The 14,004-nt window shown below is 44.0% G+C and carries 13 protein-coding genes and 2 pseudogenes; 7 read left to right on the top strand and 8 right to left on the bottom strand.

The window, feature by feature from the left end:
• Positions 1–30: 30 nt before the first annotated feature.
• A complete protein-coding gene (metJ, locus tag L5L97_RS21800) occupies positions 31–345 on the top strand; it encodes a met regulon transcriptional regulator MetJ (protein ID WP_105251319.1) in 315 nt (104 codons plus the stop codon).
• A 134-nt stretch (positions 346–479) separates the two neighbouring features.
• Positions 480–1,223, top strand: coding sequence for a sulfite exporter TauE/SafE family protein (locus tag L5L97_RS21795; protein ID WP_263183960.1), 744 nt, complete (start codon positions 480–482; stop codon positions 1,221–1,223).
• Between the two features lie 106 nt (positions 1,224–1,329).
• Here the strand turns inward: L5L97_RS21795 and nrfD are convergent, their stop codons facing one another.
• The 5 genes from nrfD to L5L97_RS21770 form a co-directional block, all read right to left on the bottom strand.
• Positions 1,330–2,277, bottom strand: a complete 948-nt coding sequence (gene nrfD / locus L5L97_RS21790; RefSeq protein WP_105251317.1) for an NrfD/PsrC family molybdoenzyme membrane anchor subunit — start codon at positions 2,275–2,277, stop codon at positions 1,330–1,332.
• Positions 2,278–2,279: 2 nt separating this feature from the next.
• Positions 2,280–2,846, bottom strand: coding sequence for a 4Fe-4S dicluster domain-containing protein (locus tag L5L97_RS21785; RefSeq protein ID WP_263183959.1), 567 nt, complete (start codon positions 2,844–2,846; stop codon positions 2,280–2,282).
• A 12-nt stretch (positions 2,847–2,858) separates the two neighbouring features.
• Complete coding sequence (gene phsA, locus L5L97_RS21780) at positions 2,859–5,141, bottom strand: thiosulfate reductase PhsA (protein ID WP_105251315.1); 2,283 nt, start codon at positions 5,139–5,141, stop codon at positions 2,859–2,861.
• A gap of 429 nt (positions 5,142–5,570) precedes the next feature.
• Positions 5,571–6,233, bottom strand: coding sequence for a pentapeptide repeat-containing protein (locus L5L97_RS21775; RefSeq protein WP_263183957.1), 663 nt, complete (start codon positions 6,231–6,233; stop codon positions 5,571–5,573).
• Positions 6,234–6,337: 104 nt separating this feature from the next.
• Positions 6,338–6,820: an SRPBCC family protein gene (locus L5L97_RS21770; RefSeq protein ID WP_105251313.1), complete on the bottom strand. Its 483-nt coding sequence runs from the start codon at positions 6,818–6,820 to the stop codon at positions 6,338–6,340.
• Between the two features lie 235 nt (positions 6,821–7,055).
• On the opposite strand from L5L97_RS21770, the gene L5L97_RS21765 reads away from it, so the two are divergent.
• Positions 7,056–7,484, top strand: a complete 429-nt coding sequence (locus L5L97_RS21765; RefSeq protein WP_317629579.1) for a hypothetical protein — start codon at positions 7,056–7,058, stop codon at positions 7,482–7,484.
• Complete coding sequence (locus L5L97_RS21760) at positions 7,471–8,574, top strand: phosphoribosylaminoimidazolesuccinocarboxamide synthase (protein WP_263183954.1); 1,104 nt, start codon at positions 7,471–7,473, stop codon at positions 8,572–8,574. The genes L5L97_RS21765 and L5L97_RS21760 overlap by 14 nt, the downstream gene beginning before the upstream one ends.
• 386 nt (positions 8,575–8,960) lie before the next feature.
• Here L5L97_RS21760 and L5L97_RS21755 read toward each other — a convergent pair whose 3' ends face one another.
• Entirely contained in the window at positions 8,961–9,467 is a 507-nt protein-coding gene (locus tag L5L97_RS21755; RefSeq protein ID WP_263183952.1) for an Imm26 family immunity protein, read from the bottom strand.
• Positions 9,468–9,868: 401 nt separating this feature from the next.
• Between L5L97_RS21755 and L5L97_RS21750 the strand changes: the two are divergent.
• Positions 9,869–10,837: pseudogene (locus tag L5L97_RS21750) on the top strand (transposase).
• A 313-nt stretch (positions 10,838–11,150) separates the two neighbouring features.
• On the opposite strand, the gene L5L97_RS21745 reads toward L5L97_RS21750, so the two are convergent.
• A complete protein-coding gene (locus L5L97_RS21745) occupies positions 11,151–12,026 on the bottom strand; it encodes a toxin-antitoxin system YwqK family antitoxin (RefSeq protein WP_263148078.1) in 876 nt (291 codons plus the stop codon).
• A gap of 177 nt (positions 12,027–12,203) precedes the next feature.
• Between L5L97_RS21745 and L5L97_RS23005 the strand changes: the two are divergent.
• A pseudogene (locus L5L97_RS23005) lies at positions 12,204–12,314 on the top strand (IS30 family transposase); the annotation flags it as partial.
• Between the two features lie 305 nt (positions 12,315–12,619).
• Here the strand turns inward: L5L97_RS23005 and L5L97_RS21740 are convergent.
• A complete protein-coding gene (locus L5L97_RS21740; protein ID WP_263148076.1) occupies positions 12,620–13,198 on the bottom strand; it encodes a porin family protein in 579 nt (192 codons plus the stop codon).
• Positions 13,199–13,848: 650 nt separating this feature from the next.
• Between L5L97_RS21740 and L5L97_RS21735 the strand changes: the two genes are divergently transcribed.
• On the top strand, positions 13,849–14,004 hold a 156-nt coding region (locus L5L97_RS21735; protein WP_259573881.1), incomplete at its 3' end, for a transposase.

The raw sequence follows: 14,004 nt of genomic DNA, 5'->3' as shown, positions 1-14,004 counted from the left end.
CCCGAATTTAGCGTTATAACAGGTGAGTCAATGACTGAATGGAATGGGGAATACATCAGCCCCTATGCTGAACATGGCAAGAAGAATGAACAAGTAAAAAAAATTACTGTGTCTATTCCGCTCAAAGTGCTTAAGGTCCTCACGGACGAACGTACTCGTCGTCAGGTCAATAATTTGCGTCACGCCACCAACAGCGAGCTGTTGTGTGAGGCATTTTTGCACGCCTACACTGGCCAGCCATTGCCCAACGATGAAGATCTGTCAAAAGATAACCCAGACAGCATTCCCGCCGAAGCCAAGTTGTTGATGGATCAAATGGGAATCGAGTGGGAAGACATGGAATAGCGACTCGTCGCTTTCAAAGTCATATCACAGTGCTCATCAATAGGGATCGTTAACGATCCCTTTTTGTTTATACCCAAGCGACTTCAAACTTTAAATTTCACCATCTTGAGTTGGTTTGGGATATAGGAAATCCTATGTTTTCTATGATAGATCCACAGACACTCGCCTTAGCCTCGCTGGTCGTGTTTCTGGGCGCCTTAACCCAAAGTCTGATTGGGTTTGGGCTTGCGGTTGTCGCCAGTCCTTTGCTGTATATCGTCGATCCACAACTTGTACCTGCGCCTGTTATTGCTATGGGTTTCTCCATCGCCCTGCTGACCTTAGTGCGTGAACGCGGTCACTTAGAATTCAATGGCTTGCAATATGCGCTCCTAGGTCGCGTGCCCGGCGGTTTTATCGGCGCGAGTTTATTACTGTTTGCGCCTCAACCCATACTGGGTTTATCCATCGCCGCCATTGTGACTATCGCGGTGATCCTCAGCCTGTATAAATTCAGCCTGCCAGTGAATAAGAAAACCCTCTTCGGTGCGGGCGTGGTTTCAGGGATCTTCGGCAATATCGCCGCGATTGGTGGCCCGCCGATGGCGATTTTGTTGGCAGGCAAAGATGCCTCGCAGTTTCGTGCTGCCCTGTCGGCCTTCTTCATTTTTAGCTCCATGATTGCATTGATCATTTTAGCGATCACTGGCTTATTAGAATTAAAACATCTGTGGCTGTCGTTGATGCTGCTCCCCTCAGTGATTTTAGGTTACTTAGTCGCAGGACGATTAGTGGGCCGTGTCGATAAAGAGAAGACAAAGATGGCGACGTTAGTCCTGTGCAGTATCAGCGCCTTAGTGCTAACGGTGAAGTCGGTTATTGAGTTATTACCCCAATAAGCGTCCTGCTTGTACTGGCAAACCTTCTCAAGATTCAAACAATAAAAAAGCACTGACATTGCCAGTGCTTTTTCTTTATCTATCAATATGTAAAGCTAGATTACACTCAGCTTAAATAGCTTTGCCCTGCGTACACAATAAAGTGTCTTAAGGCGAGTACGCCCGTTAAGCTCGCACAAGCCACCATGATCATCGCGCCCTTAGTGTGGCGAGTCGCGGCGGGTAGCAGCATAAACAGCAATGGAATACCAAAACCTATACCGACAACGCCTATCCAGAACACGCTTGCCCATAACCCAGAAGTTAACGATGCTAAGGCCGCAGCCGCCGCGCCGCCCTTGAAGTACAAGGCGCAGAACAACATGAACAGGAACAGGATTTCAATCGCCATCACAGGCAATTCTAAACCGTGCATCTTCACTAAAGTTTTGTCGTGGCTGTCAGTCTTAAACATCAGCAACGCCAGTACCGCGTTTGCCGCAGCGCCCGCCGACAAACCTGACACTAAAAACAGCGCAGGCAGTACCGCAGTGTTGAGCATAGGATAGGCATTCATCGCCGAAATTAAGAAGCCAGTGTAAGCCCCTACGCCAATGGCGAGGACAAACAACAATACTTCAATCAGCTTTCGAAATGGCATAAGTAACTTAGCGATAGGTGTTAGGAAACCCAAACCCCATTTTGGTAAGTCATCCCGCAGCACAATAATGGCGTACGCAAAAGCTAAGGGAGAATACGCCAGCAGCGCCAGCACCCCGATTGCCATCACAGACTGGAAGTTATAGTGAATTAAGATCAACCAGAAGTGGAATGGTTTGGTTAAGTCAAACACTAAGCAAGCTAGACCTAAGCTAATTGCTACAGGCCCAATAATGGCTGCCGCCTTAAGAATGCTGCTTTCAGCTCCCGCGCTGAGTTCCTTATTCGCCCAGCGCAAACCAATGCCAATCAGTAAACTGCCCGCGGATAACCCCGCCATAAACAGGTAAACGGCGATGACCCAGTGCCAAGTGACAGGATCATATTGCGCCATGTCGCCCCAAGTATTGTTCATAATCAAATCCCCCCTCTTTTGGTAGGAACGCGATATACCCTAGGTTTAGTGCCCAAATGGGTTTTATCTTGGTAAGTGATTTTAGTGTTGAGCATGATGGCCACTTCACTCTTAGGATCATTGGCATCACCAAACACTAAGGCATCGGTTGGACACACAGTCACACACGCTGGCTCTTCACCCCGAGCTAAACGACTGTCTTTACAGAAGTTACACTTATCCGCCGCCTTGGTTTCTGGGTTCATAAAGCGCACTTTATATGGGCACGCTGCCACACAGTACATACAGCCGACACACTTCTCGGTATGGATAGAGATAATGCCATCTTCACCCACATAGGCCGCGCCTGTTGGGCACACTTTAACGCATGGTGCATCTTCACATTGCTGGCAAGATACCCTGTGATATTTGAAATGCAGATTGGGCATCTCACCAAAGGGGCCTTCCACACGCACTTGCAGACGAGTTACGCCTTCGGGTACGCCATTTTCACTGCGACACGCCACGTTACAAGCTTGGCAGCCGATGCACTTATTCTCGTCGTGCACCATTACATATCGTTTATTCATTTAAGCCTCCGATTAGCGCTTTGCCAGCGTGACGCCCGTGGTGTGCACTGTCATGCCACACACAGGAGCAGTAACGTGCGGCAGTAAGTTACCGCAGTGGATACCTTTGCCCGTTGCTCTGACCAACTCTTTGTTTTTAGAACCAAAGCCCATGTAAGCAAACACAGTATCTTGGCGAATACCCGGCGTGACTAAGGCATGGCCTTCTTCTGTGCCAACACTACTGGTGAGGCGGATTGGGTCGCCATTGCTGATCCCTAATTTGCCCGCAGTGACGGGGTGAACCCACACAGCGTTATCCGACATCAGGTTAGCGAGCATAGGTACATTGTGGGTGGCGCCATTGGTGTGCACCGCCACTTTGCCTTGGATAAAGTACAGCTCATCTGCTTTTTTAAGATTCACTTCGCGGAACTTGATCACCCCACGGCCTGGTGCCATGGCTTCGACTTTCGCGGAAGTGAGTTCAATTTTGCCACTCGGGGTTTTAAAGGTCAGTGCGCTGGCGTAAGTGCCGTCTTCATCGGCAGGTCGCGCATTGGGGTATGCCTTAATAAACTCGGCAACCATCTTAGGCTCGCACAACATAATTGGCTTACCGAAGCTCACAAAACCTTCGTCTTTGATCCGGCGCAGCAGGTCAGTGTCGCGGTTCACCTGCAGCATTTGCAGGGTTTCCATGTTTTCCCATGGATAGAACTCGCCAAGGCCCATAGCCACACCCACATCCTTAAAGATCTGCCAAGAAGGCTTAGTATCACCTAAGGTTTCAACGACCCGTTGGCGCACATAATAGGCCGGATTTTTACCTGACTTATCAGCAATTTCTTCATCACGTTCAAGATAAGTCGACTCAGGTAAAATCACGTCCGCATAGGCGGCGGTTTCGCTGATATACACATCACACACGGCGATAAAGTCGAGCTTTTTCATCGCTTCAACAACGCGTGCTCTGTCTGTCATGGTTTGCATTGGGTTAGTGCGTGACATCACCCAGCCGTGTAACTGGTAAGGAACAGCGCTTAATGTGGCATCGAGAATGGTTTGGTAAACGCCGCCCGATGTCCACATCATGGCGTACTGTTCTTCCACCTGATCGATACGTTTCGCTGCTGGTTTTGGCATGTCTTTCACGCCAGGTTTTGCCAATACGGGCGCAACCGCTTCACCGGCAAGCTTGTTGTAATCACCGGGTTTCTGGCCGATATAAATCCCGCCCTTACGCTCGATGTTACCAATCAAGACGTTAGCGGCGTAAAGGGCGCGGCGCATCTCAAACTCTTCGGTGGTAAAGGTGGCTCTGTGACCAAAATCGACCACAGCATGGGGCGCTTTAGCGGCATATTCGTGGGCGATACGACGAATGTCTTTGGCAGGCACATCGGAGATGGTTTCAGCCCATTCAGGGGTATAAGCTTTCACTTCGGCGGCAAAGGCTTCGAAGCCTTCCACATAACGCGCGACAAATGCCTTGTCGTAAAGATTATCTTCAATCAATACATGGCATAACGCCAAGGCGACGGCCACATCGGTACCGGGGCGAATGGCATACCATTCATCGGCCTTGTCGGCCACAATGGAGAATCTTGGCTCGAACACCACCAGCTTGGCACCTTTGTCCATTTGCGCCGCCATCATGCCGCGGGTTTCGGACATATTGATGCCTTCGTACAAGTTATGGCCGAAGTTAATGATGTATTTAGAATTACTTAAATCACGTTTGACCTTAGTGCCAAAAATAGCCTTAGCGGCAATTTCATAACCACCTGGGCAAGTCGACGCGTGGGTAAAGGTATTTGGACTACCAAAGGCGGTCGCAAGGTGAAACAAATGCTTTTCTTGTGAGCCAGATTTTGACGAGAATGCCACGGCTTCTGGGCCATGTTCTTTTTTGATTTTATTGAGGTTTTCAGCGATTAATTTATAAGCCTCATCCCAACTGATCTCAGCCCATTTGCCTTCGCCGCGCTCACCGACCCGCTTTAACGGTTTAACGATACGCTGTGGATCGTACAATAAACTATGGCCTGCGCCGCCTCGGGCACACACTTTACCGCCAAAGGATTTAGCGGCCTTGTTGCCACTAATGAAGACGTTTTTGCCCTCAATCACCCGCGCCGAAATCGGGCAGCGAGTCGAACACATTTCACAAATACTGGCAATGTCTTTGCCCATGCCCTTTAGCTGCTTATTCTCTAATGCCGCTAAGCTGCCCGGCAGCAGACTGGCCAGCGCACACGTGGCGCTGCTCGCTCCTGCTCCCTTTAAAAAGGTTCGCCTATTAAGCTCAATCATGGTTACCTCCATCACGCTCATCCCACCCGTCTGTCGCCATTTTTGGCGCCATCGAGCAGAGGTTTGCTCACTGATTTGATTACTTTTTTAGTTATAAAGCGTTAAAACAGCGCCACCATATCTTCAAAATACACGGCATACGCTGAATACACTGCTCATCCACAGAGATTGTTATCCCGAAAGAGGTAGGTGGGTATTGTGGTAAACCACATGGGGAAGCTCGGTGTGATCTACCGCAACTAAAACCTAAGACTGACCTTGAAATACGTGAATAAGATCAATAGGTCCTAAAACACGAGCAGAAAAAAGCCGCCAGATGGGGTAAATGGCGGCTTAAAAAAAACAGATATCTCAGTAAATTGCGATAACACTCATGGGATGAGCATCACTATGCTGAGTGAAAAGCTGAGTAAAAACCTACCACAATCCTTAATCCATTAATTCTATATCGAGGCAGTTGAGCAGCCGAATCGCTTCGTCGCGGCTAAACTTAGCGCCTTTGATTTTATTGTTAAAAATGTCGATATCGTAATTGGAGGCCTCGCTGAAATCCGCCTCCAATAATTGAGTTCGGCCAAACAAACTATGACTAAAATCCGTGTAGGTGAAATTGGCTTGATTAAAACTGCCCTCGCGAAAATCGACATCGTGGGCCTTACACTCTTCGATGATAATTTCATCGAGGGACAAACCTAAAAATGAGCAATCATTTAAGATGGATTGCTTAAAGGAAAAGGGCGCGGCAAAGGATAAACGCGACCACGCGGCTCGGGTCCAATCGATACCGACTAACTTACATTCTTCAAACTCCACCCCGCTGAAGTGACACTGGGGCACTTTCACTAAACTTAAGTTGCAACGCACAAAGCGGCAATCGATAAACTTGCATTTACGGAAAGTGCTCTCGCTAAAATGGCAATCTTGAAAGCAGCAATCCTCAAACTCGATGCCCTGTAGATCTTGGGCTAATTCCGACAAGCCATTGAACTGTTTTGATAAAAAACTATTGCCCTGCAAAGCCGCGCTTTGTGCGAGTTGCGATGGCGCAAGCTGTGATTGTGTAAGCTGCAAGACTTCTTTCTGTGACGACATAACACCTCTAATCCTGCCCAATCCCCAACAATAAAATATGCAGGGCAATTGGGCTAGATACTACTTATTGTTTACTCTCTGATACGAGGCTTGAGACTCACCGGCTAAATGCTCGCGACGAGTTCCTCAAGCTGATCGGTCGCCTTAGACCAACCCTGATGAAACCCCATATCCTCATGATTCTGCCTATCTTCGCTATTCCAATGCAGCACCCGCGCAGTGTACTTAGTCTTGCCGTCCACAGGTTCAAAAGTAATAGTTGCCGTCATAAAGGCTTTATCGGACGGCACCCAAGCCTCAGTAAAGGCATCGGTAAATACGATGCGCTCATTCTCAACCACCTCGAGATACACGCCACGATTCGGGAAATCCTGTCCCTCAGGGCTGCGCATCACGATCACATTTGAACCACCGGCACGCACATCTAAGCTCGCGCTAGCCACAGTCCACGGCCTTGGCGTAAACCAAATTTTGAGGAGTTCTGGCTCGGTCCACGCGCGGAACAGCTTTTCTGGCGGCGCATCGATAATCCGCTCTAATACTAGCTCTCGTTGATTATCATTCTGTACATGCTGACTTGTGCTCATATTCCCTCCATTGGATATTTGGCTTGATGGTCTTGTCGGCTGCAGCTACATCATAAGCTCGCATATCAGCGCGCTAAAATACAGCCCTTCAACATTAGCTCGTCCGCAGAACACCAGCCCTCCATCATGCTCAGCACTGAGTGTTAGCGCGTGATTCCCTTGCAAATCCTTATGCCCGCTAGATTCAAGCCACAGAACTATATAAAGAGCAGTGTAAAGATCTGTGCAAAGAGCGATGCAAATAGCCGTGGCAAATTTTGTCAAAAAAGGTAGAATGTCGCCACTTTTTCGCGGCAGTCTAGAACAAGGTTCTCTCGGATTAATGGTTAGCATTTTCGAGCAAAATGGCACGGGCCCAGCCCGCTTTCGCAGACCACTTTCACTGTGGTGCCAACCTTGCCCTGCGTTTGTTCCCTACCTTGCATTATCTCCTGCTGACACAATTCAAACACCGCCCGAAAATACCCCTTTTGCTGTTCAAGATTTAACATCAAATCCCGCAAACTGGCTGAACGCTTTACGCCCTAAGCCAAGCGCGAATAATAAAGCGGTTGCAATGAATCTGGCTGTTGCTAACGCCATAGTCCATCTGCAAACCGACACTTATAAAAACCTTATCCCTACACTCTCTATCCTAAGGAATACTCGTCATGAGTCTTGCTGATTCCGTATTAGCCGTGAATAACGATTTGCCAATCCGCACCGACAGCCCAGTCCACAGCGGCAAGGTTCGCAGCGTTTACTGGCTAACCGATGCCGACAGCCGCCGTTTAATCAAAACCAAGGGTTATAACGTCCCCGAAGATACCCCGCTCGCCATCATGGTGATCAGCGACCGTATCTCAGCCTTCGACTGTATCTTCCACGGTGAAGGTGGTCTCAAAGGCATTCCCGGTAAAGGCGCGGCATTAAATGCCATTTCTAATCATTGGTTTAAGCTATTTGCCGAAAACGGTTTAGCCGACAGCCATATTTTGGATATCCCGCACCCGTTCGTATGGATAGTCCAAAAAGCCCGCCCCATTAAAGTCGAAGCCATTTGCCGCCAGTACATCACAGGCTCAATGTGGCGCGCTTACTCTAAGGGCGAGCGAGTATTCTGTGGCATCACATTGCCAGAAGGCTTAGAGAAAGATCAAAAGCTCCCTGAGCTGTTAATCACCCCATCGACTAAGGGTATTTTAACCGGCATCCCAGGCGTGCCAGCCCAAGATGACGTGAACATCAGCCGCAGCGATATCGAAGCCAACTACCAAGCCTTTGGCTTTGAAAAGTTAGAAGATATCGACCTGTACGAGAAGCTGTTAAAAGATGGCTTTAAAGTGATTTCAAAAGCACTGGCCGACATTGATCAAGTGTTTGTCGACACTAAATTTGAGTTCGGTTATGTGACCGACAAAGATGGCAATTCAAAACTGATTTACATGGATGAAGTCGGCACTCCAGACTCATCACGTATTTGGGACGGCGCCGCCTACCGCGATGGCAAGATTTTGGAAAACTCTAAAGAGGGTTTCCGCCAATTCCTGCTCAATCATTTCCCTGATCCTGATGTGCTGCTCAACAAAGACAGAATGCCAGAGCGTGAAGCCCTCGCCCGTGACAATTACCTCCCACTTGAGGCCATGATGCAAGTGTCACGCACTTACACCGGCGTTGCCGAGAAAGTGACTGGCGCGGCGATTCCGCTGCCAGCGAATCCTAAGGCAGATATCATCAAGATACTCAAAGATGAGTATGATCTGATTGTGTAATAGAGAGTTGTAATCAAATCTGAGGTTTTGGGTGGTTTACCCATAACTGAATAGTAGAAAAGGCGCTTAGGCGCCTTTTTGTTTAAGTCATTCAAAAACTTAACCAATACACCGCTGATGATTAAGCACTGTCATTCCAGTGACACGCCATGAACTCATCCATGAGGGCTCGACAACGGCATCCATGCCGTCAACGGTCACTTACATGCCAATGCTTAATTCAACCAACTCTTCAGTAATCTGTATGCCTTTTCACAAGCAGACACTTTACAAATTTAACAATGGACGGCTCGTTAAATTGTTTCGGTGTAAGGTGATAACTAGATCTGTACAGCCAACATGTCTAACTATGTAGTATTGATACAACCTCTGCTAATAGTAAAAAATTACAGACCATTGAGAACTGGTATATAGCAATCAAGCTTTTCATCAAACCGCAGATTATCAAACTGAACACCAGAATACTTTAAGCTCACGAAAGCAGAGTAATAGTCACTATGCCTCGTGATAAATCTAGGATAAATATTTATATCATTATCCGCAGCGTCAAACGTGTCGCCAGTTACATAATTTAGGCATTTGAGCCTGCTTGGCAGCCCATATATTACTATAGGGTTTACAGGGAACTTAGGGTTGTCATATATAACTTTACGTAGTAACTCCCACTTTGGGTACATTGCATTTTTTATTTTAGCGAAAACAACCACATCAATTAGCCACCCTTCAATCAAAAGTGGCCGATCAAAAGCAGAGGCAATTTCATTACAACTTATTGATTTAAAATCAAATATATTCACAATGAGAAACCGATCATCATAAACAATGTATCCGAAACCAAACTCACCGCTTTCAAGCGGAATGTAAAAACAAGTACCTACATCAATCTTTTTCATACGCCCCCACCAAGTTAGCATTTTTTCTTCGAAGATGAATGTGTTGACATTCTATTTCTATAGTTTTCATCAAACGCTTTGGCCCTCTTATCATTAGGATCACTCAATCTGCTGGGGTCGTAAGAGCGAGCACGGTTGCCTGCTCCAGCATTAAATTTACCGTCTTCTGTGTAGACTCCACGCTGAGAAGTATCTAACGTTTTGTAATGTTCAATATCCGCTTGTTCATACCCTCTGACTTGTGCATGAGAATACTAAAGAATACTAAATGGAAATACTAAATGGACATCCAAAATACTAAATGGACATCCATCGTTAATGGCGAGGTAGTTAACCTCCGAATATGCTTTGGTTAAGCATTAAACAAGGAGGTTTGTAGGCCGCGCCCTCGCAGAACTCAGATTAGTCTTGAAGACACCCCTTTTTATCACTGTTGCAGTCGTGTCGTTCGACGTGCTTTTTTGTGTGGCGATGATCGTTACTCAGGTAAAAACCATGACCATCGCCGCGCTTGGGTAGAATCGCTATTGTTTGAACTCGAAGCCGTTTTTGCAATAGATGTGGCGGCCTTTGCGGTGATGTCCAATCATCTACATGTGGTTTTACGCATTGATGTAGAGACAGCAAACCGCAGGAGCGACAGGGAGGTGCTTGAGCAATGGCATAAGCTATTTAAAGGCGATGAATTAACGCAAAAATTCGCCAAAGGTGGGTTGGTTGAAGCGGACGAGGTCAACAGATTAAGGCATTCAATCGCCATTTATCGCACCGCTTATGTGATATCAGTTGGTTCATGCGTTGCTTAAACGAGCCGATAGCAAGACAAGCAAATCAAGAAGATAACTGTACTGGGCGTTTTTGGGAAGGTCGATTTACCTATTTCTTTTATAGAGAATCAAGCTCTACTTGATGAAGCTGCCGTTTTAGCCTGTATGACTTATGTGGATTTGAATCCCATCAGAGCCCAAATGGCCGATACACTGGAGCGATCAGCTCATGCTAGTATTCAGCTTCGAATTCAGGCGGCATTGAAAGATGAGCAGCCCAAAAATCTATTGCCTTTTATCGGCAATGAACGCGATAACCAACCCATTGGCATTACGTTTTCATTAATAGATTACCTTCAATTGGTGGATGATACCGGTCGAATTATTCGAAATGATAAACTAGGTGCAATCACTGAAAATAGCGCCAAGTTACTGACAAGATTAAATATCCACCATGACAATTGGCTTAAGCTTACCACCGAGTTTGGTAAGCTATTTCATGGCCCTGTGGGAACCTTGCAAGAACTGACTGATTACTGCGAACACTTAGAAAAGCGACGACGGCACTTTGCCAAATGCTGTCAGCACCTCAACGCTGGCTGATTTCAATCCTGCATCATTAACCATGCCTTTCACAACAGCCAACAAGAGAATGGCTTAGGTATTTTTTACTAAAAATCTAAGTTTTTCAGCAAAATAGGCTAATTGAGTTAGTCCTCATCCTCTGGAGCAATACCTCGCAAGCTATTTAGCCGCTAAGTGACTTTTAGTCACTTGGATGCTAACTGAAAGTACATTATTTTCTTGTTTTATATTGGGTGGCCTGATTTATATCTTCGCTACAAATGGAGGACAAGATTTATTTCTTCCAACACTAATTGTCAATTGCTGCAATTTTTTTAAAGATTCCATCTAACTAATCATTATTATAAGTCGTTTCTTGAATTAAATGACTATCTTCATTATAGCTTTTCCAAATACCTTCTTTCTTACCATTTTCATAAGTTCCTTCTACTTCTATTATACCATTTTTATGATAACTCTTAAAAAGCCCCTCTCGCTCTCCATTTTTATAATATTCCTCAGCTTGCAATATTCCTTCCTCATCATAGGCTTTATAAAGACCATCTAATTGATCATTTTTATAAACGCCTTCCGCCTCTAATTTACCGTATTCATTATAATATTTAAACAGACCATTTCTAATACCATTAACATAGGTTTTTTCCACTGTTAATCTACCATTTTCATTATAACACCTCCAAACACCTTCTAATTTTCCATTTATATACAATGCTTCATTCTCTAGTTCACCATTACAATGATAAGTTCGATAAAAACCGTCTTCTTTCCCATTTTTAAAAATTTGTACTGTTACTTGACCATTTTCATTATAATATTTCCAAACACCTTCTAAAGTCCCATTTTCATAAGTCAATTCCGACTCTAACTGACCGTTTCTATAATAGCTTTTACAAATACCCTCTTCTTTCCCATTTACATAAAACTTTTCCTCCATTAGTTTTCCATTAGACCAATAATGCTTATAAATGCCTTCTCTAGTGCCTTTTCTATAAGTTCCCTCTTTTTCTAACTGAGCGTCTTTATAATAACTATTACAAATACCATCTAACACTCCATTTTTATAATTTTCTTCTTTTTCTAGCAGACCGTTTTCATAATAACTATTACGAATACCATCTAACTTTCCATCTTCATAATTTTCCTCAATCCTTAGTTGACCATTTTTATAATGACCTGTTACTTTCCCTGTAAATATTTTTTTACTCATTTTGCTATACCATAATTAAGATAACTAAAATTCAACTCCGAAGTGCGATACTCTAATCGGAGAATAGAAGCAAGATTAACGCCCAAGAGTGCAAATCTCAATCTATCAGTTCTATTTTCAACCATAGTTTACTCAAAAGCATACTTATGTTAACCATAGATATAAGAGACTATCACCATGAATTATCTGTATTTGACCATAGTAAGACGATACCAGATTTCTGCTCTTTTAGAACAAGGCTTTCGATATAAATGTACTGATTGTCATCGTCCTAGTGACGATAGGCAATCCTCCCATGCCTAAAATCGGTGGGGTTTGCATGTTTTAAAACGCCTTTTTTAATGAATTAGTTTGATTTTTGTCCACTATATCGTCCCATCATTTTTAATGGTACTCGTTCAAGCAATTTTCGCCATAACAGATTGTAGGCAAAAATGGAAAGTGCATTATATTGTTGTTTGTAAATAGCTCTCAACATTTCTTATTAAATCCAATAACATCTACCATCAAGATAATATTAAAGTAAAAAAGGTATAACACTTAGCGTGTTACACCTCGATGATTAGTACTTTAATTTTAAGTATTAAAAATATCTAGAATCGATATTCAACACCTAAACTTGCTTGTTTAAAGTCCGTTTCTGTATTTGCACCATTAGCTACATTATCCGCATTAATCTCTGCATCATACCAAGTGTACTCAGCATTAATTAAAAATCGGTCTGTGACTTTAAATGCAACACCTGCACCCGCAAATACACCTTCATCATCTTTATTTCCAGAAAAACCGACGACTTTATAATCGGTGGAATACCATAGCTGCCCAGCTTTAGCGTATAACTCGACTCTGTCTACAATTGGAAACATGACTTTAAGGGCTGCCGTATAACCATCGGTTTCGGCATTGGCTAAACCATTACCATAATCACCAAAGTTAATGTAACTACCTTCAAGAGCAAGGTATTTATTAAACTTATAACCAACAAGGCCCTGCATTACATCACTATTATCATCAAAATCATCATCGCCATCGACTTTTAAATAACCGTAGTTAGCGCCGACATAGATTCCGTTTTCTGCGGCATCACTGTTGCTCATGTTATCTGCATGAGAATATGCACTAAAAGAGGCTAAAGAAATAATGGCAGCTAAAGTAAGAATGGGATTTTTCATAAAGTACTCCTAGTTAATTATTTAAATACACTAAGGACATTACAAAAATAATGCCAACCTCGCAAAACCACACTCAGATCAATACACAATGAAAATAATAACCATACTTATCAACACCATAGATTTATTTTAATATTTTAAATTCGAGTTAACTATTTTTATAAAACACATGAAACTTTTTTCATACTTACACTAAAGCCGTGCTAATTCTGTCTTAATGTATTTATTGCCTGTGAAATTGTAACTATTTCATAGGTAACAAAATAAACACACAAAATTATTACATTTAATTAATTACATTATCATTTATATTGTGCGACTTCTTATTAAAACAAGTTTATTAAAGCAAGCTTTAACGGGAATACTGTGCGGCAGCGTTATGAACAAGAGTTATGGATGACGAACTGATTGTTAAACATAGACGTTATTTGGCAAGGAATATCCAAAAGGGAAACTGGTACTTTCCCCTTTGGGTCGACTCTTGATGAAAAATCGAGTGAAGCCTACAACTTTAATTCGGCTTTAAATAAAAACAGACTGATAGAGAAGCAAGATTTAACTAGGGTCTGTTGATCTTTCGAGAGTGATTTTTAGACAGCATGGCAAGACGTTATAATTTGCTTCGCCAAAAGTAACCATAACCTCAAGCCATGCCAAGACTTATGCTAACCGATGCACGCTGGGAAAAGCTATTTCATTTAATGAAAAGCACAGGCCGTGTTTATGACAAACCTGAACATAGACAAACATTCGAAGGTATTCTTTACCGCCTTAGAACAGGTATCCCTTGGCGAGATTTACCTAAA

Origin of the sequence: Shewanella sp. SM71 (assembly GCF_025653905.1) — a bacterium.
Taxonomy (GTDB): Bacteria; Pseudomonadota; Gammaproteobacteria; order Enterobacterales; family Shewanellaceae; genus Shewanella; species Shewanella oncorhynchi.
The sequence above is the reverse complement of the archived record's forward strand: the minus strand, read 5'-3'. Positions and strand labels throughout refer to the sequence as shown.

Coding starts and splice junctions, on each gene's coding strand:
- metJ (WP_105251319.1), top strand. CDS start 31: ATGACTGAATGGAATGGGGAATACATCAGCCCCTATGCTGAACATGGC.
- L5L97_RS21785 (WP_263183959.1), bottom strand. CDS start 2,846: ATGAATAAACGATATGTAATGGTGCACGACGAGAATAAGTGCATCGGC.
- L5L97_RS21745 (WP_263148078.1), bottom strand. CDS start 12,026: ATGAGTAAAAAAATATTTACAGGGAAAGTAACAGGTCATTATAAAAAT.
- L5L97_RS21770 (WP_105251313.1), bottom strand. CDS start 6,820: ATGAGCACAAGTCAGCATGTACAGAATGATAATCAACGAGAGCTAGTA.
- L5L97_RS21740 (WP_263148076.1), bottom strand. CDS start 13,198: ATGAAAAATCCCATTCTTACTTTAGCTGCCATTATTTCTTTAGCCTCT.
- L5L97_RS21795 (WP_263183960.1), top strand. CDS start 480: ATGTTTTCTATGATAGATCCACAGACACTCGCCTTAGCCTCGCTGGTC.
- nrfD (WP_105251317.1), bottom strand. CDS start 2,277: ATGAACAATACTTGGGGCGACATGGCGCAATATGATCCTGTCACTTGG.
- L5L97_RS21765 (WP_317629579.1), top strand. CDS start 7,056: ATGCAAATAGCCGTGGCAAATTTTGTCAAAAAAGGTAGAATGTCGCCA.
- phsA (WP_105251315.1), bottom strand. CDS start 5,141: ATGATTGAGCTTAATAGGCGAACCTTTTTAAAGGGAGCAGGAGCGAGC.
- L5L97_RS21760 (WP_263183954.1), top strand. CDS start 7,471: ATGAGTCTTGCTGATTCCGTATTAGCCGTGAATAACGATTTGCCAATC.
- L5L97_RS21755 (WP_263183952.1), bottom strand. CDS start 9,467: ATGAAAAAGATTGATGTAGGTACTTGTTTTTACATTCCGCTTGAAAGC.
- L5L97_RS21775 (WP_263183957.1), bottom strand. CDS start 6,233: ATGTCGTCACAGAAAGAAGTCTTGCAGCTTACACAATCACAGCTTGCG.